The organism is Streptococcus sp. 27098_8_12, assembly GCF_041432115.1.
Classification (GTDB): Bacteria; Bacillota; Bacilli; order Lactobacillales; family Streptococcaceae; genus Streptococcus; species Streptococcus parasanguinis_V.
On the sequence record NZ_JAPVZA010000009.1, the window covers coordinates 1 to 25,226 of the forward strand.

Sequence of the window (25,226 nt, forward strand, 5' to 3'; positions counted from 1 at the left end):
TTTCTGTTTATTTGCGATCGTCCTATTTTGATTCTTCATTTCGCTTCAGACTAAAATGGTCTGGCAAGGGGTCTGGTCCCGCCTGGCTTCCAGGATGGCAACGTAGAATCCTTGCAATCCCCATCAAGACACCTTTCACACCAAAACGCTCAATCGCTTGGATCATATAAGTGGAACAGGTCGGTTGAAAGCGACAAGAAGGCGGAAATAGGGGAGAGATCCATTTTTGATAGCCTCTGACCAGCGCAATCAGGATTGTTTTCATGCTTTTTTAGATTTAGTCACTGCTAGATTGTGCAACTGGCTGATTTCTTTTTTGTTCAAGCGACGGTATTCACCCGGACGTAGTCCTGAGACGTCCAAATTTCCAAACTGGGTCCGGGAGAGTTTATCCACTAAAAGTCCCACCGCTTCAAACATCTTTTTAACCTGGTGGTTACGCCCTTCATGAATGGTCAACTGAACCACTGAACGGTTCTTTTCGACATCCACTTTTAAAATCTCGTAAGTTGCTGGCTTGGTTTTCTTTCCATCAATGGTCACCCCTCGCGTCAAGGGACGCAAGTTTTCCTTATTGGCAATCCCTTTGACACGCGCCACATAGACCTTATCAATTTCATTTCGCGGGTGAATCATCTCATCTGTAAAATCACCATCATTGGTCAAAATCAAGACACCAGATGTATCCCAGTCCAAACGTCCTACTGGGTAGATGCGCTCTGGTACTTGAGATAAAAGGTCAACGACTGTTGTCCGCCCTTTATCATCCGATACACTAGAGATGACGCCACGTGGCTTATTTAAAAGATAGTAGACCTTTTCTTCGTTATAGATTGGAGTCCCTTCTACTTCAACCTGATCACCGGTTTTAATGATGGTCGCTAATTCACGCACGACTTGGCCATTGACCGTCACCAAGCCTTGCTTGATCAGTTCTTCGGCCTTGCGACGACTAGCCACGCCTGCATGGGCAATATATTTGTTAATTCTCATCTAGTTCCTCTATTCTCTCTGAAAATAATTGACCTTCTTCTGGATCGATGTCCACTTCCTCAACCTTTGGCAATTCCTCCAAATGATTGATCCCCATATAATCCAAAAAATACTCCGTCGTGACATACAAATTAGGACGCCCGAGGACTTCTTTTTTTCCGTCTTCGCGGATCAGATCAAATGACAGTAGTTTGGTAATGGCACCACTGGAATTAACGCCTCGAATATCATCGACCTCCACGCGGGTGATCGGTTGCTTATATGCAATGATTGACAAGGTTTCAAGGGCAGCCCGAGACAAACTTTGGTTCATAGGCGTTCTAGAATAGTCTCGTAAAACCGAAGCGTAGTCTGCCTTTGTCACCAATTTATAACGGGAAGCTGTCTCCATCAAACACAGACTGGTATCTGTGTCCTCCTGGTATTTTTGGGCCAATTTTTCTAAACTTTGCACCACACCTGTTAGGGGTAAAGAGAGAAGATCTGCGATTTGTCTGGCAGTAATTCCTTCTTCACCCGCTACAAATAAGAGTGCTTCAATTTCAGCTAATTTGCTCATGTTCAATCCTATTTAAGTAAATTTCTCCAAAAGCCGTATCCTGTACCACTGTGACCTCTTGAATCTTGATTAATTCAAGGGTTGCAAGAAATAGGGTAATGATCTCTTGGAGATCCGCTGCTTCTAGAAACAAGTCCTGCAAGAGAACTTGTGAGCGATCGTGGAATCGGTGACGCAGCTGGTCCATCAGATCCTCAATCTTGTATTCATCCTTGACAATGGTTGTATGGTTCTGACGGAATTCTTCCTTTTTCTTGGTCAATAGTTTTGAGAAAGCCAAGAAGAGATCCACCGTGGTGCGATCATGAAGTAATTCGGTATCGTCATAGACCAATTCCATCTTCGGTTTCGAATAATAGAGGGCGCGCTCCTCGTGCTGCGAGGCCATCAACTCTCCTAATTGCTTGTAAGTACGGTACTCTTCCAATTGAGAAAGGAGGTCCTGCTCGAGATCCTCTGCTTCATCCATCTCCTCTGCGACCTTAGGAAGAAGTCTACGACTCTTGATCAGGGTTAGTTGACTAGCCATCAGCATGTATTCCCCTGCTACCTCTAATTTCATAGCCTGGAGAGTCGCCAGATAAGCCAGATACTGTTCGATCACCTCAATCAAGGGGACCTCATAGATATCCATCTGGTATTTAGAGACCAAGTGGAGCAAGAGGTCCAAAGGCCCTTCAAAATCTTTAATTTTAATATCCATTATTTATATTTTTCTAATGTCACCATGGTTTTTAGGCCCAATTCACGTGCAATACTAAAGAGATCCACACCGAGTTCACGTTGTTTCAAAATATACTGCTCACGAATCGATTGTGCCGAAAGGTCTTGGTTGCCTTTTTCGATCAAGAAGGCTTCTAATTGTCGGAATCCCCACTGACGAGAGTATGATTTTCCTTTATTATCAAAGAGATAGACACCATCGAGGAAGAGTTGCAACTCATCTAGTAAAGGCTCTGGAACTTTTAAAACCCGTTTTTGGCCATCTTTGCCCACTCGAATGACATGAAAGTCCAGCTGAATATCTTCTACCTTGACTTGGAGGATCTCACTTGGCAATAAGCCCATCTCCAGAATCAACAAGGCCATCAAGCGTCCCTGTGGGTTAGTTGATTCTTCCCAAAAATGGGTCAGATCCAACAATTCACGATCATGGGTCTTGGCCGGTTGAATTTTAGGCAAGACCAAACGATGGTATTCAGAAATAAAGCGTTCTTGATACAAATAATATAAAAATTGGTTAACAGCGGATAATTTTCGTTTTTGAACCGCCGGTTTAAAATCTTTAATCGAAGCTTGGTAAATTCTCAAATTCGTCGGTGTCACTTTTCCATGAATTGATTCAACAAATTGGTCCAAATCATAGAAATAGGCTGACTGAGAATTTTCACTTAGTTCTTTTTGATCAATAAAACTTGCAATAAATTCTTTCATTTTGGAATCATCTCGTATTCATTTGAAAAATTATGCATTAGCGAATTGATGGCTTTGAGGATCGATTTCCGCGTAATAATCCCTTGGAAATAACCTTCTTCATCCACCACTGATAAGAAGGAGTCATCCACCAACTTGTGAAGGACTTCTGTCAAATTGAAGTCTAAGCCGATGACCCCGACCTCCTTCTTTGCAACGTCTACGATATCCATCGAAGCAAAAGTCTCCTCAGGAATATCGTGTTTCAATTGATAAGATAGAATATCCGTTAGGGAGATCGTCCCCACAAACTTGCGTTCATCCGTCACTACCGGGATGCGACTATAGCTAATCTGGCTCAACAGCAAAACCGCATGGTCTACATTGTGGGTATCAATCAAGACCGCTAAATTTTTGGCAGGAGTTAAGAACGTCTCTTCCTGCTCCAGCAAGAAACGTTCAAATTCCTTTGCTATCATCTGCTAAACTCCTTTGTCAATTCAGGGTACAATTCATGATCTCGCGTATAATACTCTACCTTGAAGTTCGAATCGGTAATCTCTATCTTGGCATACAAACACTCGCGAATCAGACCACGAGGTTGGCTAACGGATCCAGGATTCACAAAGAGGGTTCTTCCTTCCTTCCAAGCATCTGGGATATGAAGGTGGCCGTATAGACAGATATCTGCTTCCTCCTCTTGGGCCCACAAATCCAATTTTTGAAAACTAAAATTGATCTGGAAAAGATGTCCGTGGGTCTGGATGATCCGTGTTGGCCCTAGTTGGGTCACCAAGCGTTCCGGATAGCCATCATAAAAATCCATATTTCCTTGGACAACATGGATCCCTTCCCAGACAGGATCATCACTTTTTAGTTCAGAATCCCCATTGTGAAAGATCCCATCGACCTGGCCTAGGTATTTTTCTTTAATAGCTTCAACAATGGAGCGGTCTCCATGCGAGTCACTCATAACGATGATTGTTTGCTTTGCCATGATGGAAATACCTCCAATAACTTTTTAACAGCTAAAGCACGATGTGATTGTGTATTTTTTTCTTCTAGCGTTAATTCAGCAGCAGCACGGCCGGTTTCCCCAACTAAGAAGAGAGGGTCATAGCCAAAACCGTGTTCCCCTTTGGGCTCAAAATTAATATATCCTGGCCAATCTGCTTCCACCACTAGGCTTTCCTTGCCTGGTCTTGCAACCACCAAGGTCGTATGGAACTGAGCTGAACGATCTTTCAAATCAAAGACCATGGCCAATTCGTGCAACAATTTCGCATTGTTTTCCGCATCTGTCGCACCGACTCCCGCAAAACGAGCTGACCAAACTCCTGGTAAGCCTCCCAAGATATCTACCTTCAAACCTGAATCATCCGCTAAGACTGTTTTCCCAGTTAGCTCTGCAATCGTTTCAGCTTTTAGGCGGGCATTCTCTTCAAAGGTCAGACCTGTCTCTTCGACTTCTGGAAGCTCTGGGTATTGATTGAGATTTTCCACTTCAAAGCCCAGCTTTTCAAACATATTACGGAATTCTTTGGTTTTTCCCTCATTTCGAGTCGCAATGAGAATCGTATCTTTGACCTTGTCTTGACCCAAGAAGGCTTCCAAATCCACCCCGTCACTTGGCAAATGCAAATAGAGCAATTTCCCTTTTTCAACCAAGAGCAAGGCTCCTTGACGCTGTACGATTTCAAAAGCTCTTCCCTTGACTTCATTCAAGATTTCGGTCAAAAAGGTCAGAAAACGAAAGGCTGAACCATAGCGCATCACCGATAGATTGAGAGGGAATCCTTCAGGATCCTTGGCAAAGAGAAGTTCCAGCTGATCTAACAGAGTGGAAGCTTCCGCAGGCACTTGACTAAATTGGTTGTAGTCTGCATCTTCTCCCCATTGGGCAATATACCAATCTTGGGGATCTTTGTATTCAAATAGTTTGTCACTCATAAATTTACATGCTCCACATTCACTGAACGTTCTAGCCATTTTTCGGCAATCGCTGCAAAGCTATTGGCATTTGCAGTGGTATAAAAGCGGTGGGTCTGCTCTAAGAGTTCGCGACTCTTATTGAGCTCAAAATAGTTTAATAAAACGGAAATATCCCGAACACACTCTGCCCCACTATCAATCAATTTAACATCCGGTCCCATCACATTTTGAATGATCGGTTTTAAAAGGGGATAATGGGTGCATCCCAAGACTAAGGTATCAACCTTTCCAACTAGTGGTTTTAGGGTTTCGTAAACTACCTTTTTGGTCACACTGGATGCCAACTCGTTTGATTCCACTAGAGGAACAAACTTGGGACAAGCTAAACTGCTGACTTCCATGTCTGGTGCCAGACTTTGAATCTTCTCTTTATAAATTCCAGAAGAAACCGTCATTGGTGTCCCAATGACCCCAATTTTTTGATGGGTCGTCGATTTAATGGCTGCAGAAGCTCCGGGCAAAATCACTCCTAAAACGGGAATATCAAGTTTCTCCTTGACTTCTTCCCAAACAACCGCCGTCGCTGTATTACAGGCTAAGACAATCATCTTGACATTTTTGGTCAGAAGGAAGTTCACCATCTGCCAAGTATACTCGCGAATTTGGTCTGCTGGCCTAGGACCATAAGGTGCACGCGCTGAATCTCCAATATAGACGACATCTTCGTGAGGAAGCTGACGGAGCAATTCGCGGACAACAGTCAGGCCCCCTACTCCAGAATCTAAAAAACCAATCGGTCGGTTATCCATATCTCTTCCTTCCAAAAGGAGGGACTAAGAAATTCCTCCAAGCCCCTCTCATTTATTATCGTGAGATTGCCCCACTCTTATTTTTTCTTGTTTTTCGCCATTGCTGATTTTTGTTGGTTCACAATTTGGCGATAGACTTGTTGAACTTTTGCTTCGCTTGGGCGTTGGCCGCTCGCTCCTAAAAGCGTACGAACTGCTTCAACATTCAAACGTGGGTTTGATGCAAATTCTTTTTCAAATTGACGACGAAGCAAGAACATTCCTGCAATCATCCCACCAAAGAAAGCTAAAATAATCAACAAAATTCCTAAAAAGAGATTCATACAATTTTCTCCGATCCATTATTTTTACATAACTATCATTATATCAGACAATCGCTTATTTTTCAATGTCAAAGCCGTAGAGTGTCGCAAGATAATCTTCTGGTTTTTCTGCTCGACGAATCAAACGGGCATGCCCATCTTCTTGAAGCAAAACTTCTGCCGAACGCAACTTGGCATTGTACTGGTACCCCATTGAAAAGCCATGGGCTCCAGTGTCATGGATCACGAGCAAATCTCCAATCTCCGTCACTGGTAGTTCTCGTTGTTTGGCAAATTTATCGTTATTTTCACAGAGACTTCCCACGACATCAACCACTTCAGTTGGTCCATCTGGACGATCCATATTGGTAATATGGTGATAAGCACCGTACATAGCCGGTCTAAGAAGATTCACAGCTGAAGCATCGACACCCACATAGGTCCGGTAGGTTTTCTTTTTATGCGTCACTCTGGTTACCAAGAGGCCGTGTGAAGCCAGCATAAAGCGACCAAGCTCGGTATAGATTTTCACATGACCAAGTCCTGCCGGTTTAAGAATCGCATCAAAAACGCGATGTACGCCCTCCCCAATAATGGCAATATCATTTGGCTCTTGCTCTGGTTTGTAATTGACCCCAACCCCACCAGAAAGATTGATGAAGCCCAAGTGAACACCTGTTTTCTCGACGCCTTCCACTGCCAATTCAAAAAGTTGACGCGCCAACTCTGGATAGTAGTCGTTGGATACTGTATTAGAAGCCAATAAAGCGTGAATGCCAAACTCTTCCACACCTAGTTTTTTCAACTCGATAAAGGCTTGGATCAATTGCTCCTTGGTCATGCCAAACTTAGCTTCTTCAGGATTGTCCATAATATCGGTTCCCAGTTCAAAAACTCCACCAGGATTATAGCGGCAAGAAATAACCTTGGGGATGCTGGTCACAGACTTCAAGAAAGCAATGTCTTCATAGGCGTCCAGATTGATAGTTGCCCCTAATTCTCTAGCATAGACAAATTCATCAGCTGGCGTGTTGTTAGAAGAAAACATGATCTCTTCTCCACTAAAGCCCAGCTTATCCGCCATTAATAATTCCACGTAGCTGGCAGTGTCGACACCACAGCCCTCTTCTTGCAAAATTTTTAGGATCGATGGGTTAGGAGTTGCTTTGATGGCAAAGTATTCCTTAAATCCTTCATTCCAAGCAAAAGCCTGATGGAGGGCACGAGCCGTTTCACGAATTCCTGCTTCATCATAGAGATGGAAAGGGGTAGGAAATTCTTGGGTCAGACTTTCTAATTGTTCACGGGTTACAAAAGGTGTTTTCATAAGCGCTCATTTCTATTCTTTAGTCACTATTAGTATAGCACAAGTCGGAAGACAAAAAAAGCCGAGGCAACTGCCCCAGCTCAATCTCTCTTTGATTAGTCGTTTCTTCCGAAGATACGAAGAAGGCTGATAAAGAGGTTGATAAAGTCAAGATAAAGTTCCAAAGCCATCGCTACTGCCCAGCCTGTCGCAGGTTGACCATTTGTTTGATCATAGACATAGCGAATCTTTTGGTTATCCCAAGCTGTCAATCCTGCAAAGAGGAAGACAGAGATAATACTCAAGATATAGTCCATTCCAGAACTTCTCAAGAACATGTTCACAACAGAAGCGATGATCACACCGATCAAGACTCCCATCAAGGCACGTCCCATTCCAGAAAGGTCTTTTTTCACGACGCGTCCGATAGCACCCATGACAATAAACATCAAGGCACTGACCAAGAAAGCCTTATAAACCGTCGCTTGCATGTAGCGAGCAATGATAAAGCTCAAGGTAAAGCCATTCAAAGCTGAGTAGATCAAGAAGATCGGAAGAGCAGACGGGCTATTTTTAACAGCCTTCCCACTGGCAACAAAGACCAAGATCAATTCTACAACAACTGCTGCGTAGTAAACCATTGGTGCTGTTGTCAAGATTTGAACGAAGAAGTCTTGAAAGACCGTCATCATCAGACCAGACACAAGGGCTGAAATCCCTACACCGATCCCAACTAATGAGTAGATTTTGTTATAAAAAGCATTCAATCCACTTTGTTCTTGGATTACTGAATCATTATACATATAAACAAGTTCCTTTCAAATTTGTTTACTACGATTTTAACATTTTTCGATGAAAAAATCTCCTTTTGGCCATCTTTTTACGCCAAGGTTCTGAAGCTTCCTTAACAGCCCAGTATTTATCCACCATCGTCACTACGAAGGATTCTTTGTAGCGAGGCGGGGCAAGGGTAGCTCCCCACATGTGTTTAATAATAATGTCTTCTTCCTTGGCATTGAGATCTATGATCTTTCGCGCATTTCTCACGGCAATGCGGGGATGGATCCAGGCGTGACTCTTGGTAAACTTGGTCTCGCGCCAATCATAGTAAAAGAGGTCATGCAAGAGGCCACCCCGAGCCGTACTTTTGGCATCCCAACCAAATTTTTTAGCCAGTTTATAACTGGTATAGCTAACATGAATGGAATGCTCCAAACGATTGGAATGAATATGGTGGGGAATGTCGGCTAATTTTTGAACCTTCGGATGCTGGATCAAATGTCCCACATAGGTCATGTATTCTTTGTCACGATGATATTGCATAAGATAACCACCTTTCCTTGATAGGCTCTCCCAATAAAACATCCATCAACTTCTTACAGTTTAAGTATACTATTTTTTCTCAAAATTCCCTTAAAGAAAACATCAAAATTCCTGCTGCCACTGCAACATTCAAACTCTCGGCCCGACCTGGCATGGGAATATGAACCAACTGGTCTGCTTGTGCCGCCATTTCCTGGCTGATGCCATTTCCTTCATTCCCCATAACCAGGATAAACTGATCGGTCTGAGGAAGCTGACGGTAGTCAATGGAAGCTTCTGAAAGCGTCGTTGCGAGAACTGCTAGATGAGAGTGTGCAGCTCGCTCCAATAGTTCTTCTCGATCCAGTTTCCAGATAGGAATATGGAAATGACTGCCCTGCATGGATCGAAGGGTCTTGAGACTGTATAGATCAGCGGAGGCCTTCGAAAGCATGACGCCATCAAAACCTGCTGCATCTGCTGTTCGAATCATAGTCCCAACATTGCCAGGATCCTGTACATCCTCCAAATAGAGGAATCGCCCTTGTAGCTGATCCGGAAGCTCTGGCTGCTTTAGAAGAATCTCTGCGACAATCCCTTGCGGAGTCTTCGAATCTGCTAAGAGACTTAAGATCTCCGGAGTCACGACGGTGACTTTTTGGATGTCCTCTACCCGGTCTAAATAGGCTTCTAAAACAAAGACCTGTTGAATCTTCGCTTGATTTTCTACTGCCTCTTCAAACAGATGCCAGCCTTCAATGAGATAAGAATCTGTCCGGTATTTTTTTTGATGTAATTTTTTAGCATTTTTGATTACATTATTGGATTTAGACGTTATAATATTCATAGAACTATTATAGCACAAAGAAAAAGAAGAAATCATGCCTCAGATAGATTTCTTCGAGTCAAGGAGGTCGTACATGCAAAAGGTAAAAATGATTGCCCAAGGACGGGTTCAAGGGGTTGGCTTTCGCTGGGGAGTGTACAGTCTTGCTTTAGAGATCGGTGGGATCACTGGCCGTGTCTGGAATAACGACGACGGAACGGTTGGCATTCTGGCCCAGGCAGAGTCTAGTAGCCAAATGGCTAAATTCATTCAAGAAATTCGCAAAGGTCCTACACCTTTTGCACATGTGACTTATTTAGATGTTACGCTCGCAAACTTTGAAAACTATACAGACTTTAAAATTGCAAATTAAGACTAGAGAACTATTGTGTATTTTCAAAAAAAACAGTAGAATAGAAAGGTAACATTAAAAAAAAGAAGGAACTATTTGTGAAAAAAAATAAACTTGCATTACTTGCATCGATGGGACTAGCTTCGCTTGTCTTCTTGTCAGGATGCGTGAGTGTCGATCGGAAAACTGGAAATCCGACTGGACTGATCTGGAATCTTCTTGGCCGTCCAATGGGCGAAGCCATCAAATTCTTTGCCAACAACCTTGGCTTGGGCTTTGGGATCGGGATTATTATCGTCACCTTGATCGTGCGGTTAATCATCTTGCCACTTGGTTTGTACCAATCATGGAAGGCAACCTACCAATCTGAAAAGATGAACTACTTAAAACCTATCCTTGGGCCAATCCAAGAGCGCATGAAGAACGCTAGCACACAAGAAGAAAAGCTATTGGCGCAACAGGAATTAATGGCTGCTCAACGTGAAAATGGAGTTAGCATGTTTGGTGGAGTTGGGTGTTTGCCACTCTTGATCCAAATGCCATTCTTCTCAGCTCTCTTCTTTGCAGCTCAACACACCAAAGGGGTAGCAGATAGTAGCTTCCTTGGCATTGCTCTCGGCAAACCAAGCTTGCTCTTGACAGCAATCGTAGCAGTTCTTTACTATATCCAAAGTATGCTCTCTCTTCATGGAATTGAAGATGAAACCCAAAAGGAAAGCATGCGCAAAGCATCACTGATGAGTCCGATTATGATCGGTGTCTTCTCATTGATCTCTTCAGCCGGAGTGACTCTTTACTGGGTAGTCGGTGGGGTGATCCAAATTATCCAACAATTTGTCATCAACTACTTGATTCGTCCAAATCTTCGCAAGCGCGTCGCTGAGGAATACAAAAACAATCCTCCAAAAGCGACTAGTCACCGCGTGAAAAAAGATGTCACACCTACTGCAACGACACAAATCCAACACAAACCAAAAAACAACCGCAATGCAGGAAAACAACGCAATAGAAAGTAGTACAAACTACTAATTCTAGCGGTATACAGTAGCACTTGAACCCAAGGTTCAAGTGCTTTTTTTGATATCGTTCAGGCAGCAAAGAATTTTCACTCTCACAAAAAGATTAAGAGCACAAAAAAACAAGCCCTCTTGGAGGGCTTGCGTTTTATAGTTACGCTGTTTTTTCTACGTTCAAAATTTTCACTTGGTAGCTTCCAGCTGGTGTCTCAACAGTGACAACGTCACCTGTCTTCTTACCAATCAAAGCGTGACCGATTGGGCTTTCGTTAGAAATCTTTCCTGCAAAGGCATCTGCCCCTGCTGAACCAACGATGCTGTATACTTCTTCATCTGTTTCGCCAACTTCTTGAACTGTAACGGTTTTTCCAATCGCTACTTCGTCTACTGCAACAGCGTCACTATCGACGATTTCCGCATAACGGATTTTTGTTTCCAAGCTAGAGATTTGACCTTCCACAAAAGCTTGTTCATCTTTTGCTGCTTCGTACTCAGAGTTTTCTGAGAGGTCACCATATGAACGAGCGATCTTGATCCGTTCTACCACTTCAGGTCGACGGACCAATTTCAATTCTTCTAATTCTTGTTCCAATTTTTCTTTTTCTGCTAGGGTCATTGGGTATGTTTTTTCTGCCATTATTCTTCTCTTTCTATTATTTGAATGAAAAAGCTGTGGACGCGCCACATGCTTTTTCTAGTTTGAACTTGCTTGTGTCAATTTACTATTGACGTGTTCTTCAACATTTTTATTGTGTTCTTCGTATGTCTTAGCGAAGAAAACTTCACCATTTTCGACATTTGCGACAAAATACAAGTAATCGGTCTTACTTGGGTTCACCGCCGCTTCGATCGCTGATACTCCAGGGTTATCCACTGGGCCAGGCATCAAGCCGGTATTCTTATAAATATTATAAGGTGAATCCAGCTCTGTATCGATCGTTGCATCTTCTTTTAAGGTCGTCTTTTGACCAAGTTTCCCTTCGGCATAAAGAATTGCAATATTACTTTGCAAAGGCATATCTTGGTTCAAACGGTTATAGAAGACACTCGCGATATCTTTGCGGTCCTGATCCGTCGCCCCTTCTTTTTCAACCAAGGAAGCAAGAGTCAATACTTCGTTTACATTGATGTTCTTGCTCTCAAGTGTTTCATAGTATGGGCTTAAGTTTTGATCCATTGCCGCCAGCATCTGATCGATCATCTCTTTCACTGTGGTATCTTTCCCATAGTTATAAGTAGCTGGGAAGAGATAACCTTCTAAACGGTAGCGAACACCAGAATCCTTACTTGGCAGATTCGCCAATAGCTTAGGATATTTGGCCACCATCTTCTCAATAAAGGCATCGTCTTGGACAGCCTTCAAGAAATCTTCTTTCTTGAATGGAGTCTTGCCTGCCTTCTTGGTGGAGACATCGGTAGTGATAGCCGTCGCAATCTGATCGATCGTATAGCCTTCTGGAATCGTGACCTTTCCAAGAACTGGAGCCTGAGGAGTTTTGGTACCCTCTTCTTGCAGTTTTTGGATGATGGTTTCTAGATCCATGCTCTTTTGCAAATTGAAGTAACCAGATTTGAAATTGCTATAGTTCTTGAACTTGGTATAGTAGTTAAAGAACTGACCATTTTTCACGAGTCCTTTTTTCTCAAGGATCGCGCCAATCTCACGATTACTTGAACCTGCTGGAATCTCAACCGTTACGAATTCTGTTGCATTTTTATCCATCGGCTTGACAGCTGAATGGATATAGGTCACAGCAAAGATCCCTGTAGCCACGATCACAATCAGCAAAAGGCTGACCACTGTCCGCACAATTCGTTTAGCGATTTTATTTTGTTTCTTTTGTTTTTGTTGGCGCTGGTTACGAGAAGAGCGCGATAAGCTTTCCTCTACCGGTTCCTGACTTGGTTCTTTTTTAGCAGGCTTTGTAAGCTCACTCTTTTCTTCCACAGCAGGAGTCGCCTTTACTGGCTCCACTGGTTCTTCTTTGGGAGCCAACGCAGATTCTTCTACTTTTGGAGGTGGTGTTGCTTCTTCCTCCTCTTTCAGTGAAGAAGGGGTTTCAATGCTTCTATCAGGTAGATCATACTCTTTTTCGATCTTTAGAAGTTGCTCATTGGCCTCTTCTAAGTCTCTGAGGATCTGCTCTTTGAAGCTTAATAACTTCTCACTGTCTTGTGATTTATCAGTCAAATAATTGACCTCCCTCATCATAATCCTTAATATTATATCTTAAAAGATTTAGAAAAGCAATACAAATCGCCCTTCTTCTTCAAAATACCTATTTAATCAAGGTTTTCGTTTTCCCAGACCAGATTGTACCAAACTTCACCCGCATATTGGGATTCTGAAAGATCTTCATTGGTAAATCCTTGCTTTTCGTAATAAGGAATCAAATAATCATGACAGGTCAAATTGATCCCTTGACGGTCCTCCTTAATCGCAATTTCTTTCATGGCTTCAAGCAAAAGGGTTCCTACTCCAAGTCCTTGGGCTTCTTTGGCAATGGATAGACTCGTAATGGAAATAAAGCCCTTTTCTAACTGGCTTAGATCTTCAACCTCTAAAAAGGAGGAATCGATCAAATAGCGCTCCGGTCTAACAGGTCCTTCTAAATACCCTAAAATCTGACCTTGGCACTCTGCTACAAGAAATGTCGTTTGAATCTTTTCGATGTGATCTTTTAAAATCTCACGCGCAATCGCTTCTTCTTCTGAAAAATTCTCAAGCTCAATGCGCTCGATGGCATCCAAATCCTGCAGCTCTGCCCGTCTAATGTGAATCTTTTCTTTCATCATTTACTCCTTCTATCGTTCCCAAACCATTTGGACACCTCTATCAGACTCAGCTTCATCTCGAAATCCTTGCTGGGAAAAATAAGATAGTAAGTCTTCTGGGCAATCTATCCAAATGGCTTTCTTTTCCTTTTGAACAGCTAGATCCTTTAAAGCAGCGATCAAAATAGAACCATAGCCTTGACCTTGAAAGGCTGGTCTCACTGCTAATCGCAATACAATTAGTTCTCCTTTTAAAGGCTGGTCTTCTGTCGCCAACAAGTAGGCCACAGCATCCCCCTCCTGCTCTGCTAGTAGAGAAATGGCTTCTTTCGAACCTAGCGCTTCCTCAAGAGTGGCCCTGTGCTCCTTTCCTTCATTGTCATGAAGTTCTTCTTCTAGCAAGCCCAGCTGTTCTTGATCAGCTGGGGTGATTGATCGAATCATCATCCTGCTTTCCTCATCTCATACTCCTTCAGTGGACAGATAAATTTGAGTCTGGAACCAATCGACTCCAGACTCAATCATCTCTTATTGTACACTATGTGTCAAACTAGATAATAAACGCTCAAATGAGTATTCATAGGTTTGAATATCTCCTGCTCCCATAAAGACATAGACCGCATTGTCATGGTCAAGAAGAGGAGAAACATTCTCAGCTGTAATAATCGCTGAACGTTTGACAATTTTTGCTTCCAAATCTTCAACTTTCACATCGCCGTGATCGACTTCCCGTGCGGAACCATAGATCTGTGCCAAGTAAACAGCATCTGCTTGATTCAAGGCTTCAGCAAATTCATCCAACAAGGCAATGGTCCGTGTAAAGGTATGTGGTTGGAAAATAGCCACAATCTCTTTACTTGGGTATTTTTGACGGGCTGCATCCAAGGTTGCAATAATTTCCGTTGGATGGTGCGCAAAGTCATCGATGATCACTGTTCCATTGACTACTTTTTCAGTGAAGCGACGTTTCACGCCAGCAAAGGTCTTCAAATGCTCGCGGACTAAATCTAAGTCAAATCCTGCAATGTAGAGCAAACCAATGACTGCTGTGGCATTCATGATGTTGTGACGACCAAATGTTGGGATATGGAACTGCCCCAAATCTTCTCCACGGAAATGAACGTTGAAGGTTGAACCTGTCGTTGAGCGAAGCAAGTTGCTTGCCACAAAATCGTTCGTCTCCTTATCAAAACCATAGTAATAAATTGGCGCTGATGAGGTAATCCGACGCAATTCTTTGTCTTCTCCGTAGATGAAGAGTCCTTTACTGATTTGTTTGGCATAATCATTAAAGGCATTAAAGACATCTTCCAAGCTCGTGAAATAGTCTGGATGGTCGAAGTCAATATTGGTGATGATGCTGTATTCAGGATGGTAAGGCATAAAGTGGCGTTCATACTCATCTGATTCAAATACAAAGTATTTGGCTGCTGCAGAGCCACGACCTGTCCCGTCACCAATCAAATAACTGGTATCAGTAATATTTGATAAGACGTGCGAAAGCATCCCTGTTGTTGAGGTTTTTCCGTGTGCTCCGGCAACCCCCATACTGACAAAGTCACGCATAAATTCACCAAGGAATTCATGGTAGCGTTTATAGGTTAGGCCATGCTCATCGGCATAAGCGATTTCCACATTGTTATCTGGACGGAAAGCATTCCCGGCAATGAGGATCTTGTCGCCTTCCAAATTTTTCACATCAAATGGATAAATTTGAATTCCTGCTTGTTCCAAGCCACGTTGCGTAAAGTAATACTTCTCAACATCTGACCCTTGAACCGTATGTCCCATTTGGTGAAGCATGAGGGCTAAAGCACTCATCCCTGCTCCTTTAATTCCAATAAAATGGTATGTATTAGACATGTTTTCTCCTTATTCTTGATCTAGATGGGTTAAATCCAATTCTTGCTTGATCGGCTGTGGTTTCAACTTGTGCTGATCTTTATTGTATATTTGGCTGGTCTTTAAGAAATCATAATTGTTTTTCTTTTCAGTAGGTTCTGCCACTTCTGGTTCTTCTGCAGATTCGAACTCAGCAAGGATCAACTGATCCTGACGCAAGCGTTTGCTATATTTCAACAATTCGCCCGGGTTTTCCTTTTGGAAAGGTGCTGTTGGCTGGCCAGGTTTTCGTTCTGAAATAAACGGTTTTTTCCGCTTACTTGTGGTAGCCACTGGCTCTGTAGTCAGGTAGGGAGCTGTACGTTTCTTTTTCAAATCTTCACGCGCACGCTCTCTAGCTTCCTCTGCATAACGATTGGCAGGATTTTTTTTATCAATCGGTTCTTTAAAATCAGGTTTTCTTACTGGCCGTCTTTTTGGTAGGGGCTCTTCTAATGGTTGATGATAGGGATGCTTGGGTTTGGTATTTTCAGCAATTGGTTGCCATTCCAAATAATTTTTATCTACATAATCGCCTGTAATGTTACTAATCAAGTCTGTATCATCATACAGGTTCATGTGGGGCATCTCTGTTAACATCAACTCATTATCCCCTACTTGAGGAAAATATTTTTCTGTCATGCTTTCTTCCTTTCGACACTCCTTTAATTATAAACTATTCACAGAATTTTTCAAGCTATTCTGATTGAATTCCAAGAATCTCACGAATTTCCTCAACCGATAAACTAGATCGTGTTTCCGTTCCATCTAAAATTGTTGAGACCAAGTGTCTTTTAGAAGCTTGCAGTTCTTGGATTTTTTCTTCGATCGTACCACGAGTAATCATACGATAAACTTCAACATTTTGTTCCTGTCCCATTCGATGGGCACGTCCAATAGCCTGGTCTTCCACTGCAGGATTCCACCACAAATCGACTAAGATGACCGTATCGGCACCAGTGAGGTTCAATCCAACCCCTCCAGCCTTCAGAGAAATGAGAAAAGCATGGCGCTCACCTGCATTAAAAGCATTGGTCATTTCTTGACGATCTTTAGCGGGAGTGGAACCCGTGATTTTAAAGGAGGTCATGCCAAGCTGGTCAATTTCCTGCTCTAGGATATCCAGCATGCCCCTAAATTGCGAGAAGATCAAAACCCGGTGTTCGCCATCCTTGATTTGACCTAAAAGATCTCGAAGGCTCTCCAATTTCCCACTATCTCCCTGATAGTCTTCCATAAAGAGGGCGGGGGTATCACAGATTTGACGAAGGCGCATGAGACCAGATAGAATTTCCACCTTGCTCCGATTTAGTTCTTCCTCACTAGAGGTTCGAACCCGATCTTGAATTTGTTTTAATTGAGCCAAATAGATCGTTTTTTGACTTTCATCCAACTCATTGTGATAGGTTGTTTCAATTAAGTCCGGTAATTCTTGGAGCACTTCATCTTTTTTCCGTCTCATGACGAAAGGTTTGACAAAGCGCGCAATGGTCTCAGGACTCAATTTTTGAAATTCTCTTTTAGCTGGGAAGAGCCCTGGAAGGACAATTTGGAAAATAGACCAGAGTTCACCCACATGGTTTTCAATCGGTGTCCCAGATAAGGCAAACACATGCGGAACCTCAAAGCCACGTAAATGTTGGGCAATCTTGGTTTGGGCATTTTTCATGACCTGGGCTTCATCTAGAATCAAGTACTCATACTGATTCTTCTGGTATTCCTCCACATCTTGACGGAAAGACGCGTAACTAGTGATAACTACCTGTGGATTGGTTGCGATGAGTTCATCTCGGTGCTGCTTGAGACCATAGACGACTACCACTTCCATCTGAGGAGCGAATTTTGAAAATTCTTGTTTCCAATTGTAGATGAGACTAGATGGAGCTAGAATCAAGATTTTAGTTTCTTTTTTTGCGACACTGGTCAAGAAGGAAATAGTCTGCAGGGTTTTCCCAAGCCCCATATCATCCGCTAAAATACCACCAAAACCATAATGATTTAACATGGAGAACCATTTAACCCCTGTTTCTTGGTAATCCCTTAGGGTCGCTTGGATTGTCATCTGAGGGAGTTGGAAGTCTTCTGGATGAGTCAAATCATGAGCTAAATTTCGAAAGTCTTCTGAAAAATGAACATTGTCTTGATCTGCCAACAAATCAGATAGCTGATAAGCGGCAATCCGGCGGGCTTGTAGTTTCCCACCCTTGCTCATTTTCGCCCGCAGATCTGCTAAGGCTCGACTGATCTTCTTAGTTTCTTCATCAAAGACAAGAACTTTCCCTGTATGGCTGACAAAATAGTCTTTTTGCCCTACTAGAGCTTTGAGGACCTGGTCCACTTCGGCTGGATCCACACTTTCAAAGTCAAAACCGATCTCCAGTAGACTGCCATTGGTTTTAACATCAATTTTTGGACGCTCCACTTGATAAAGATCTAAAAGGCTATCAGAGAGGGTAACCTCTCCTAAGGCTTCAAAAGTCGGGATCTGTTGGTGAAAGAATGGATAGATTTGCTCACTTGATAAAGGACTTCTTTGGGAAGAAAAGTCGTCTGTAAAACCTGCTGCTAGCATGGTTGAAAAGACTTCTTGCTCCTTATCGAAATCACTGGAATAAGGAAGATTGAGGAGTTCCTCACGCGTGGTCACCACACGATCCTGGTATTGAAAGACAACATCCAGTAAAACAGTCTGGTCCTGTGCTAGATCAAAATGAAATTCCGGAGTGAAATCGTGGATTAAAAAGCTGGTCGGTGCGGTTATTTCCCCCAGTTTTTTGAACTCTTTTAAACTATAGGAAAGTTTGGTCTGATCCGTTGGATCAAAATGCAGGCGTTTTTTGCGATCCTGATCCATTGGAAGATCTTGGATAGCCTTCCATAGGGTTCGCTGTTGGGGCGTCAGGTGATAGAAGACACCATTTCGAAACAGGTAAACAGCAGACTCGACAACCTTCACTTGTGGCTCGGTAATGATCAATTCGTAAAAATCACCATGGTCTTCCACCTGAAAATGAAAGAGATCTTCCTCCCCATGGACATCCTGAAAATAGACTTCAGAAAAATCATACATGCTGTATTGCAAGAGGAAGGAATCCAAATTCATTAGTAATTCTACAGCTTCTTCAAAGAGAGTCGGTGGAAAATAAAGATGGCGCCCAGCATTGGGAAAGAAATCTTGCTCTTTCGAGCCACTATCTGTGACCAAGCCTTGTAGGAAATTGATCACATCCTGACTAGGCCCATCAAATTCTAAGTAAGAAATGGGTTCATAGTAACTTTTGCCAATTGCAAAGTGGCCTTCTTTCTGAAGGGTCTGCAAAAAAGCTAGCACATCTCTGATCACATAAGAACGCTCGTCTGGCAAGCGACGAATGCGAAGGGTCCACAAGAATTGACCAGAGTATTCATCCTCCTGCCCAACTGCCGATAAGACATAGCGTGTTTCTTTTTTTTCGATTTTTGGAAGGACCTGGTCTAAAAACAAACTTCCAAAAGAAACCTTCTCCTGCGTTTCTTCAGTCGCCGTGGCGTCTTCTTCAAGACTTGCAAGAGCTGCTTTCCCACTGTCATCATTCTTCAAGAAAGCTTCTACAGCTGCCAGATGCGTACAGAATTTTTTCTTTTGAAAGAAAGCACAGCTACAAAAAACAGCATCGTCGTCTAAACTGTACCGCAAGCTTTCTTCTTCCACCCGAAAATACAGGTATTTTTCTTTTACTTCCTGAAGGGAAACTTTCCCAGCTTCATAGAGAAGGCTCCCTTGTGAACGAACCTTCCCAGGAATTAATTTTGCCATGTTTACCACCTTAGATTAATCCCTTTATTATACCATATTTCAAAGTATAGTTAAAATTTATTCGATCAAACTTATTAAAATAGACGTTTTCGGGCTATTTACTATTCAATGATCCCCACTTAAACAGTCCTTAAAGTTCCTAAAAAGTTCACAAAAAAATACCCCTCAAGGGGGCAATCCATTCACGAGTTCAGCAGGCAAGATCTATCACCCTCACACGGTGCTTTTTTCTCTTCAAAAGCGGTAGGCTACCGCGCACCAATGGGTGCTCGATGTCCTACCACCTAATTAGACTATAACATAACTTATCTGCTTTTTTATGCTCTACGTCTATAGATTTTCCATTAGTCATTTCCTTGATCTTGCGAATTCCCTTTTATTAAGGCGTTTCCAATCATCATGTACAATGTTCCCAAGCACAAAAATTTGGTGAAAGACCAAAATATCCCAAAAACAGCTAACCCTTTTACCAATAGAGAGTAATAACTTTCTTGGACAATCTCTCCATAAAATGTCATCGATGATGTCATGATCACCCATTCCCAAATAATTAGAATGAGTGAGGCGCCATAAAGGATAGCCATCCCCCAAAAGATCAACGAATTCTTTAAAAATTTTCTCATGACACGCACCAGTGCCCATAAGCATAACAAAGAAACAAACAGTAGTAATTCTGTACTTGACATCATTTCACTTCCTTTTCAACCCATTTAAAGTCATTAGACTTTTTCTTCTACTTAGTTAATCTTTCAGATGTTTATATAAAAAAGGACCCTTCTTGTCTCTTGCAGTTGACAAAGAGTCCTTTTTACTTATGTTTCAATCATGTTCGAACTTTACTGAACCTTGACCATCCCATTTTCTTCTATCGTTTTTTTCGTTTTAATATAGTCAGTTAAGTCCTTCATTTTCTTATTGGACTTAAAAACTTTGTTCCAAGTTTTTAGGTCCAATTTTGAAAAATCTGTCACTATATGGATCTGCAAATGGCCTGACTTGGACTTTTCAACAGTATAGTCCATTCCCTTGATATGACCATAATTTTCAAGCAAACTATCTTTTGCTGAGTTAAATTCCAATGAGTCAGAAGCATCAATATCGGGCAGTTCTTTCCAGAACTCCGTCTTAAGAATCTCATTGTTTTTTACAGTTAGAATAGTCGTCTCATCACCATTTCCATAAGACCCCTGATACTTTTCTTGACGCGTCGACTGACAAGCTGTTAAGAAAACAATGATGAGGCTGGTAAGCAAAAATTTCATCAAAACAGTTATTTTTCGCATATTTCCTATTTTCGTTTCCGCGCGATCAAATGGATCGGAGTGCCTTCAAAGACAAAAGCTTTCCGAATTTGGTTCTCCAAGAAACGGAGGTAAGAGAAGTGCATCAGTTCTTCTTCGTTAACAAAGACCACAAAGGTTGGTGGCTTGGTTGCCACTTGGGTCGCATAGAAGATCTTAAGGCGTTTTCCTTTATCTGTCGGCGTTGGATTGATAGCAATGGCATCCATAATCACATCGTTCAAGACAGCTGAAGGAATCCGCGTATTTTGACTCTCACTGATCTGTTTGATCATCTCTGGCAACTTGTGCAAGCGTTGTTTAGTTAAGGCAGAGACAAAGACAATCGGCGCATAAGAAAGGTATTGGAATTGATCGCGAATGTCATCTTCCCACTGCTTCATGGTATGGTTGTCTTTTTCAATGGTATCCCATTTGTTGACAACAATGATCATACCTTTACCAGCTTCGTGAGCAAAGCCAGCGATCCGCTTGTCATACTCCCGAATCCCTTCTTCGGCATTAATGACCATCAAAACCACATCTGAGCGGTCGATGGCACGCATGGCACGCATGACAGAATATTTCTCAGTGTTTTCATAGATTTTACCAGATTTGCGCATACCAGCTGTATCGATCATGGTAAATTCTTGGCCATCTGCATCGGTAAAATGGGTATCGATGGCATCCCGTGTGGTTCCAGCAACAGGGCTTGCGATAACGCGGTCTTCTCCAAGGATCGCATTGATCAAGCTTGATTTCCCAACATTTGGGCGACCAATCAAGCTAAATTTGATGATATCTGGATTTTCTTCTTCTGTTTCATTCGGAAGGTTTTCGATGATGGCATCGAGAACATCCCCAGTTCCGATCCCGTGGACAGAGGAGACCGGTAGTGGCTCACCCAGTCCTAAGGCATAAAAGTCATAGATATCATTGCGCATCTCTGGGTTATCCACCTTGTTGACTGCAAGAATCACCGGTTTATGGGTCTTATACAAGATACGAGTGACATATTCATCCGCATCCGTGATCCCTTCTTTTCCAGAAACAACAAAGACGATCACATCTGCTTCGTCCATAGCAATTTCTGCCTGATGCTTAATTTGCTCCATAAATGGGGCATCTACGTCATCAATCCCCCCCGTATCAATGATACTAAATTTTCGATTCAACCACTCAGCTGTTGCATAAATGCGGTCACGAGTGACTCCTTCTACATCCTCAACGATGGAAATCCGCTCACCGGCAATCCGGTTAAAGAGTGTAGATTTTCCGACATTGGGACGGCCTACAATCGCAATAGTTGGTAGGGCCATGATTTCCTCTTTTCTAATGAAAGGCGAGACCTCGGTTCAAGAACGCCTCTCTTCATTTCATAATAGTTTGTGTTTTTCTAGTAGTTTTTTGGTCTCTTCTTGTTCAGGTTGACCAAATTGAGCTGCAAGACGCTCGCTCCAGCTGTCGGTTGCACGCGCTCCAGCATAATCTGCCTGAACCTTGTCATAGGCAGTCACAACTGATAGGTCTTGTTCTTGGTATTCTTCTTCAAAAGCAACCTGCTCCAACGGCAAGCGTGGTTTCACCGCATGCTGCTGATTAGGTACTCCGAGAGCAATCCCAAAAACAGGATAGGTATAGTCTGGCAGACGGAAGAGTTCTGCGACTTCTTCTGAACAGTAGCGCAACATGCCGATAATCACTCCACCATAGCCGAGACTTTCAGCTGCCAATAGTGTATTTTGAGCTGCTAGAGCCGCATCCACTGAGGTGATCAGTAAGTTGTCCACCCCTTCAGGATGAAAATCCTGCTCATGAAGTTTGACAGCTTTTTCAGCACGGTTTAAATCCCCAACAAAGAGAAGAAAGACGGCTGATTGGCGAATCGCTTCTTGAGGAAGCAAGTCGTAAAGAGCTTCTTTCTTTTCCTTGCTTTTGACCACAATCACAGAATAAGACTGAAAGTTTTTCCAACTTGATGCCATCTGCCCAGCTGATAAAATTTCCTTGAGGTCAGCTTCTTTGATGGCTTCTTCCTTAAAACGGCGAACAGAAAAATGAGATTTCATTAAACGGATGGTTTCATTCATCGGCGATTCACTCCTTCCAAATGGATTTCCTTGGCTAAAAATTTCACGCGTTCCATGACACGTTTGGCCTGCCATGTTTCATCTCCATTGCGCGAAACCGCAAAATGACGCTCCAACTCTTCAAAATTAAAGTTAGAAGTAAAGAAGGTTGGGAGATTTTCCTGCATCCGGTGTTGCAGAATCACCTGTAAAATTTCATCTCGCACCCAGGCTGACATCTGTTCCGCACCGATATCATCAAGAATTAAAATTTCGGCTTTTTTCACCTGATCGACGGTTTCTTTGACCAAGCCCGAACTGATGGCATTTTTGACATCGATAGCAAAACTTGGGAAATGAAGTAGGGTAGTTGAGGCCTGGCGCTTTTCGGATAAATCATGAGCCAAAGCTGCCATCATGTAGCTCTTTCCTACTCCGAAATCACCATAGAGGTAGATCCCCTTTTGATATTCAGGATAGTTGGCCACAAAATTGGCTAATTCTTCAAAAGCCTCGAAACGTCCTTTATCATCGAGCTCTACCTTGGCTAGACTCGCTTCTTTCAAGGTCGAAGGGAGATTGATCAAGTTAAGACGTTGGTTGATTGCAGCTCGTTTTTGGGCTTCGATTAACTCTGGCGTTTCCTCATAAGCGACATCCGCATAGCCTTCATTCATGGTGAGGATGGGCTTATAACCTTTGGCAATATAATCCGAATCTCCCAATAAGAAACGGTTGCGTTCACTAATGTATTGATTAAATTTTGAAATACTACGTCGAATTTCTTGCTCAGACAAAGACTGGTCCTTAATAAAGGCAGCAACTTCTTGATCTGCCAAGATCTGTGCGACCAAATCCTCATAGTTAAATTGACGCGCACGGTTCATGTGAGACATGGTTTGACCTACACTTTCCATCTACTCACCTCCTTGATTCAGTTTTTCTAACAGGCGTTGTTTCTCTTTAGCAAGATCCACCTTTTCTGCTTGACTGGTCTGATTTTGATAATTTGGTTGACTCCACTTGGGAACATTGCTGTGCTTGCCCTTGGCTGATGTAGGACTCGTCCCCTTGTTTCCTTGAGCCTTAGCTTGCTCCTGGCGTTCTCGAACTTTTAAAATCGCTAGTTCTGCACTGTTGACCCCTTGATAAGAAAAATCATTTCCTACCTTCAAAGCATACTTTTCATTGAGATTAGCAGACTGAGTCTTGTTAAAGGTCAACAATAAGATAATATTGATCACCTCATCTAGTAAGCCTAGATCAGCTAACTTGGATAAAGTCTTGCGTTCGCTCTGCGTAATGGTCGCATTGCGCGCCTTCTTAATCTCCGCTAGAAATTGTAGGCTGGATTTTGCCTTAGCTTCCCTCAGAATAGTTTCTTCCTGACGGCTATAGGACATTCGTGGTCGTTCCTGGCTAGCCTGAGCCAACTTTTGCTTCAATCTCTTTGGTGAGACAATCCGGTCTACAGCTGTTTCTTTGGCTAAAAGATAGGTTTCATACCAGGTCCATTGCTGCTCTTCTGCGATGGCAAAGAGGGCTAGGGTTGCTTCTCCTTCATCCGCAAAACGAAGTCCATCACGCCCCATCATTCGCTTAAACATCTCCATATCAAACTGCTGTTTCTTACTTGGAACAACAGTCACTTCCCCAGCATCTAGTCCAAAGACTTGCGAGAAGGAAACTTGCCTTCTACTCCCTAAAGAGCGCTCTGGGAGCAAATCTTCTACGGCCTTTTCCCCGATTTTCTTTTCAAGCAAGCGTTTATAGACGGCATTGGAAAAGAATTGCTCCGCCTCAAGAGGAGCGTGCAACCGGATCGCGATGCCAGCTTCCTCCTCAAAGATATCGATCAATCCCATAGCAATCAAACGATCAAAAGCAAGTAACAATTGAGGAAACCCCATATCAATGTGGTTTAAGATTTGGGCAAGTAGATGTTTCTTTTCACCTTGATCATAAGATGCGAGCAGAAAGCGATAGACCGTCACGGTTTCCATCTCTAAAATAGGCAGGTAATACTGCTCTAATGCAGGCCCTGCCGGTGGAAGAATGTTATTTTTTAAAAATGAGAACGGAGTATTGGGCTTCATCTATTTTTCCTTTTTCTTCTTGGTTCCCTTCGTGATTTGTTTCAAGAGGGTCTCTAATTCACCGACATCCTTGAAACTCCGGTAAACACTAGCAAAACGAACATAGGTGATCTCATCTAGATCAGCTAACTCATCCATAACCAAAGAACCAATACACTCACTGTTAATTTCATTATCGCTTTGGCTACGAACCTTTTGCTCGATCCGGTTTACAATTTCTTCGATTTCATCACTGGATACAGGTCGTTTTTGTGCCGAGCGGATAATACCATTAAAGATTTTATCACGAGAAAATTGCTCACGTGTTCCATCCTTTTTAACAACCACTAGGGTCCGTTCTTCCACTCGTTCGTAGGTAGTAAAGCGATAATGGCATTCTTCGCATTCACGACGACGACGAATGGTGTTCCCGTCTTCAGCTTGTCGACTATCCACCACACTAGACTTACTTCCACCACATTTTGGACAACGCATTTGCTACCTCCTTAAACTGTTTTAACACTTCATTTTACCATAAAA

Annotated in this window: 30 protein-coding genes; 2 read left to right on the forward strand and 28 right to left on the reverse strand. The window is 42.6% G+C overall.

Going from position 1 to position 25,226, the window contains the following annotated elements; all coding sequences use genetic code 11:
* Nucleotides 1-22: 22 nt before the first annotated feature.
* The 14 genes from yidD to O3629_RS04810 form a co-directional block, all read right to left on the reverse strand.
* Nucleotides 23-265, reverse strand: coding sequence for a membrane protein insertion efficiency factor YidD (gene yidD, locus O3629_RS04745; RefSeq protein WP_003008344.1), 243 nt, complete (start codon nt 263-265; stop codon nt 23-25).
* Nucleotides 262-993 carry a pseudouridine synthase gene (locus O3629_RS04750; RefSeq protein ID WP_003005375.1) on the reverse strand — a complete coding sequence of 244 codons (732 nt, stop codon included), beginning with the start codon at nt 991-993 and terminating at the stop codon, nt 262-264. Before O3629_RS04750 ends, yidD begins: the two co-directional genes overlap by 4 nt.
* A complete protein-coding gene (gene scpB, locus O3629_RS04755) occupies nt 983-1,552 on the reverse strand; it encodes an SMC-Scp complex subunit ScpB (RefSeq protein ID WP_371608793.1) in 570 nt (189 codons plus the stop codon). The genes O3629_RS04750 and scpB overlap by 11 nt, the downstream gene beginning before the upstream one ends.
* Nucleotides 1,536-2,255: a segregation/condensation protein A gene (locus O3629_RS04760; RefSeq protein WP_195424082.1), complete on the reverse strand. Its 720-nt coding sequence runs from the start codon at nt 2,253-2,255 to the stop codon at nt 1,536-1,538. Before O3629_RS04760 ends, scpB begins: the two co-directional genes overlap by 17 nt.
* The gene (xerD, locus tag O3629_RS04765) at nt 2,255-2,986 is read right to left on the reverse strand and encodes a site-specific tyrosine recombinase XerD (RefSeq protein WP_003017353.1); all 732 of its coding nucleotides are present in this window, start codon (nt 2,984-2,986) and stop codon (nt 2,255-2,257) included. The genes O3629_RS04760 and xerD overlap by 1 nt, the downstream gene beginning before the upstream one ends.
* Entirely contained in the window at nt 2,983-3,444 is a 462-nt protein-coding gene (gene cbpB, locus O3629_RS04770; protein ID WP_118396615.1) for a cyclic-di-AMP-binding protein CbpB, read from the reverse strand. Before cbpB ends, xerD begins: the two co-directional genes overlap by 4 nt.
* On the reverse strand, nt 3,441-3,962 hold the full coding sequence (locus O3629_RS04775; protein WP_003008356.1) for a metallophosphoesterase: 522 nt from the start codon (nt 3,960-3,962) through the stop codon (nt 3,441-3,443). Before O3629_RS04775 ends, cbpB begins: the two co-directional genes overlap by 4 nt.
* A complete protein-coding gene (locus tag O3629_RS04780) occupies nt 3,935-4,915 on the reverse strand; it encodes a nucleoside-triphosphate diphosphatase (protein WP_003005496.1) in 981 nt (326 codons plus the stop codon). The genes O3629_RS04775 and O3629_RS04780 overlap by 28 nt, the downstream gene beginning before the upstream one ends.
* The gene (gene racE, locus O3629_RS04785) at nt 4,912-5,706 is read right to left on the reverse strand and encodes a glutamate racemase (RefSeq protein WP_003008361.1); all 795 of its coding nucleotides are present in this window, start codon (nt 5,704-5,706) and stop codon (nt 4,912-4,914) included. Before racE ends, O3629_RS04780 begins: the two co-directional genes overlap by 4 nt.
* A 77-nt stretch (nt 5,707-5,783) precedes the next feature.
* Nucleotides 5,784-6,029, reverse strand: coding sequence for a YneF family protein (locus O3629_RS04790; RefSeq protein WP_003013425.1), 246 nt, complete (start codon nt 6,027-6,029; stop codon nt 5,784-5,786).
* A gap of 55 nt (nt 6,030-6,084) precedes the next feature.
* On the reverse strand, nt 6,085-7,335 hold the full coding sequence (locus O3629_RS04795) for a diaminopimelate decarboxylase (protein WP_371608794.1): 1,251 nt from the start codon (nt 7,333-7,335) through the stop codon (nt 6,085-6,087).
* A gap of 95 nt (nt 7,336-7,430) precedes the next feature.
* Nucleotides 7,431-8,117 carry a Bax inhibitor-1/YccA family protein gene (locus tag O3629_RS04800; protein ID WP_003008369.1) on the reverse strand — a complete coding sequence of 229 codons (687 nt, stop codon included), beginning with the start codon at nt 8,115-8,117 and terminating at the stop codon, nt 7,431-7,433.
* Between the two features lie 28 nt (nt 8,118-8,145).
* Nucleotides 8,146-8,637, reverse strand: coding sequence for an HDIG domain-containing metalloprotein (locus O3629_RS04805; protein ID WP_371608795.1), 492 nt, complete (start codon nt 8,635-8,637; stop codon nt 8,146-8,148).
* A 79-nt stretch (nt 8,638-8,716) separates the two neighbouring features.
* A complete protein-coding gene (locus O3629_RS04810; protein ID WP_371608796.1) occupies nt 8,717-9,463 on the reverse strand; it encodes a TrmH family RNA methyltransferase in 747 nt (248 codons plus the stop codon).
* A gap of 73 nt (nt 9,464-9,536) precedes the next feature.
* Here O3629_RS04810 and O3629_RS04815 point away from each other — a divergent pair, with 73 nt between their 5' ends.
* Nucleotides 9,537-9,815 carry an acylphosphatase gene (locus O3629_RS04815; RefSeq protein ID WP_023918900.1) on the forward strand — a complete coding sequence of 93 codons (279 nt, stop codon included), beginning with the start codon at nt 9,537-9,539 and terminating at the stop codon, nt 9,813-9,815.
* A 77-nt stretch (nt 9,816-9,892) separates the two neighbouring features.
* Entirely contained in the window at nt 9,893-10,810 is a 918-nt protein-coding gene (gene yidC / locus O3629_RS04820; protein WP_003008377.1) for a membrane protein insertase YidC, read from the forward strand.
* 154 nt (nt 10,811-10,964) lie between these two features.
* On the opposite strand, the gene greA is transcribed toward yidC, so the two are convergent.
* From greA to nrdR, 14 genes are all read right to left on the reverse strand, one after another.
* Nucleotides 10,965-11,447 carry a transcription elongation factor GreA gene (greA, locus tag O3629_RS04825; protein WP_003005389.1) on the reverse strand — a complete coding sequence of 161 codons (483 nt, stop codon included), beginning with the start codon at nt 11,445-11,447 and terminating at the stop codon, nt 10,965-10,967.
* A 57-nt stretch (nt 11,448-11,504) separates the two neighbouring features.
* On the reverse strand, nt 11,505-13,022 hold the full coding sequence (gene mltG, locus O3629_RS04830; RefSeq protein WP_371608797.1) for an endolytic transglycosylase MltG: 1,518 nt from the start codon (nt 13,020-13,022) through the stop codon (nt 11,505-11,507).
* Between the two features lie 71 nt (nt 13,023-13,093).
* The gene (locus tag O3629_RS04835; RefSeq protein WP_371608798.1) at nt 13,094-13,603 is read right to left on the reverse strand and encodes a GNAT family N-acetyltransferase; all 510 of its coding nucleotides are present in this window, start codon (nt 13,601-13,603) and stop codon (nt 13,094-13,096) included.
* Nucleotides 13,604-13,615: 12 nt separating this feature from the next.
* Nucleotides 13,616-14,032, reverse strand: coding sequence for a GNAT family N-acetyltransferase (locus tag O3629_RS04840; RefSeq protein ID WP_371608799.1), 417 nt, complete (start codon nt 14,030-14,032; stop codon nt 13,616-13,618).
* 81 nt (nt 14,033-14,113) lie between these two features.
* Nucleotides 14,114-15,448, reverse strand: coding sequence for a UDP-N-acetylmuramate--L-alanine ligase (murC, locus tag O3629_RS04845; protein WP_003005130.1), 1,335 nt, complete (start codon nt 15,446-15,448; stop codon nt 14,114-14,116).
* Nucleotides 15,449-15,457: 9 nt separating this feature from the next.
* The gene (locus O3629_RS04850; RefSeq protein WP_371608800.1) at nt 15,458-16,108 is read right to left on the reverse strand and encodes a cystathionine gamma-synthase; all 651 of its coding nucleotides are present in this window, start codon (nt 16,106-16,108) and stop codon (nt 15,458-15,460) included.
* Between the two features lie 55 nt (nt 16,109-16,163).
* Entirely contained in the window at nt 16,164-19,262 is a 3,099-nt protein-coding gene (locus O3629_RS04855) for an SNF2-related protein (RefSeq protein ID WP_371608801.1), read from the reverse strand.
* Between the two features lie 344 nt (nt 19,263-19,606).
* Complete coding sequence (locus tag O3629_RS04860; protein ID WP_042766608.1) at nt 19,607-19,948, reverse strand: hypothetical protein; 342 nt, start codon at nt 19,946-19,948, stop codon at nt 19,607-19,609.
* Between the two features lie 150 nt (nt 19,949-20,098).
* Nucleotides 20,099-20,545 carry a hypothetical protein gene (locus tag O3629_RS04865; RefSeq protein WP_371608802.1) on the reverse strand — a complete coding sequence of 149 codons (447 nt, stop codon included), beginning with the start codon at nt 20,543-20,545 and terminating at the stop codon, nt 20,099-20,101.
* A gap of 5 nt (nt 20,546-20,550) precedes the next feature.
* Nucleotides 20,551-21,861 carry a ribosome biogenesis GTPase Der gene (gene der / locus O3629_RS04870; protein WP_003005632.1) on the reverse strand — a complete coding sequence of 437 codons (1,311 nt, stop codon included), beginning with the start codon at nt 21,859-21,861 and terminating at the stop codon, nt 20,551-20,553.
* A 57-nt stretch (nt 21,862-21,918) separates the two neighbouring features.
* Complete coding sequence (locus O3629_RS04875; RefSeq protein ID WP_070466415.1) at nt 21,919-22,632, reverse strand: nitroreductase family protein; 714 nt, start codon at nt 22,630-22,632, stop codon at nt 21,919-21,921.
* Nucleotides 22,629-23,528, reverse strand: coding sequence for a primosomal protein DnaI (dnaI, locus tag O3629_RS04880; protein WP_003017387.1), 900 nt, complete (start codon nt 23,526-23,528; stop codon nt 22,629-22,631). Before dnaI ends, O3629_RS04875 begins: the two co-directional genes overlap by 4 nt.
* Nucleotides 23,529-24,707 carry a DnaD domain protein gene (locus O3629_RS04885; RefSeq protein WP_227197664.1) on the reverse strand — a complete coding sequence of 393 codons (1,179 nt, stop codon included), beginning with the start codon at nt 24,705-24,707 and terminating at the stop codon, nt 23,529-23,531. It abuts the gene before it with no gap.
* Nucleotides 24,708-25,181: a transcriptional regulator NrdR gene (gene nrdR, locus O3629_RS04890; protein ID WP_003017391.1), complete on the reverse strand. Its 474-nt coding sequence runs from the start codon at nt 25,179-25,181 to the stop codon at nt 24,708-24,710.
* Nucleotides 25,182-25,226: the final 45 nt, after the last annotated feature.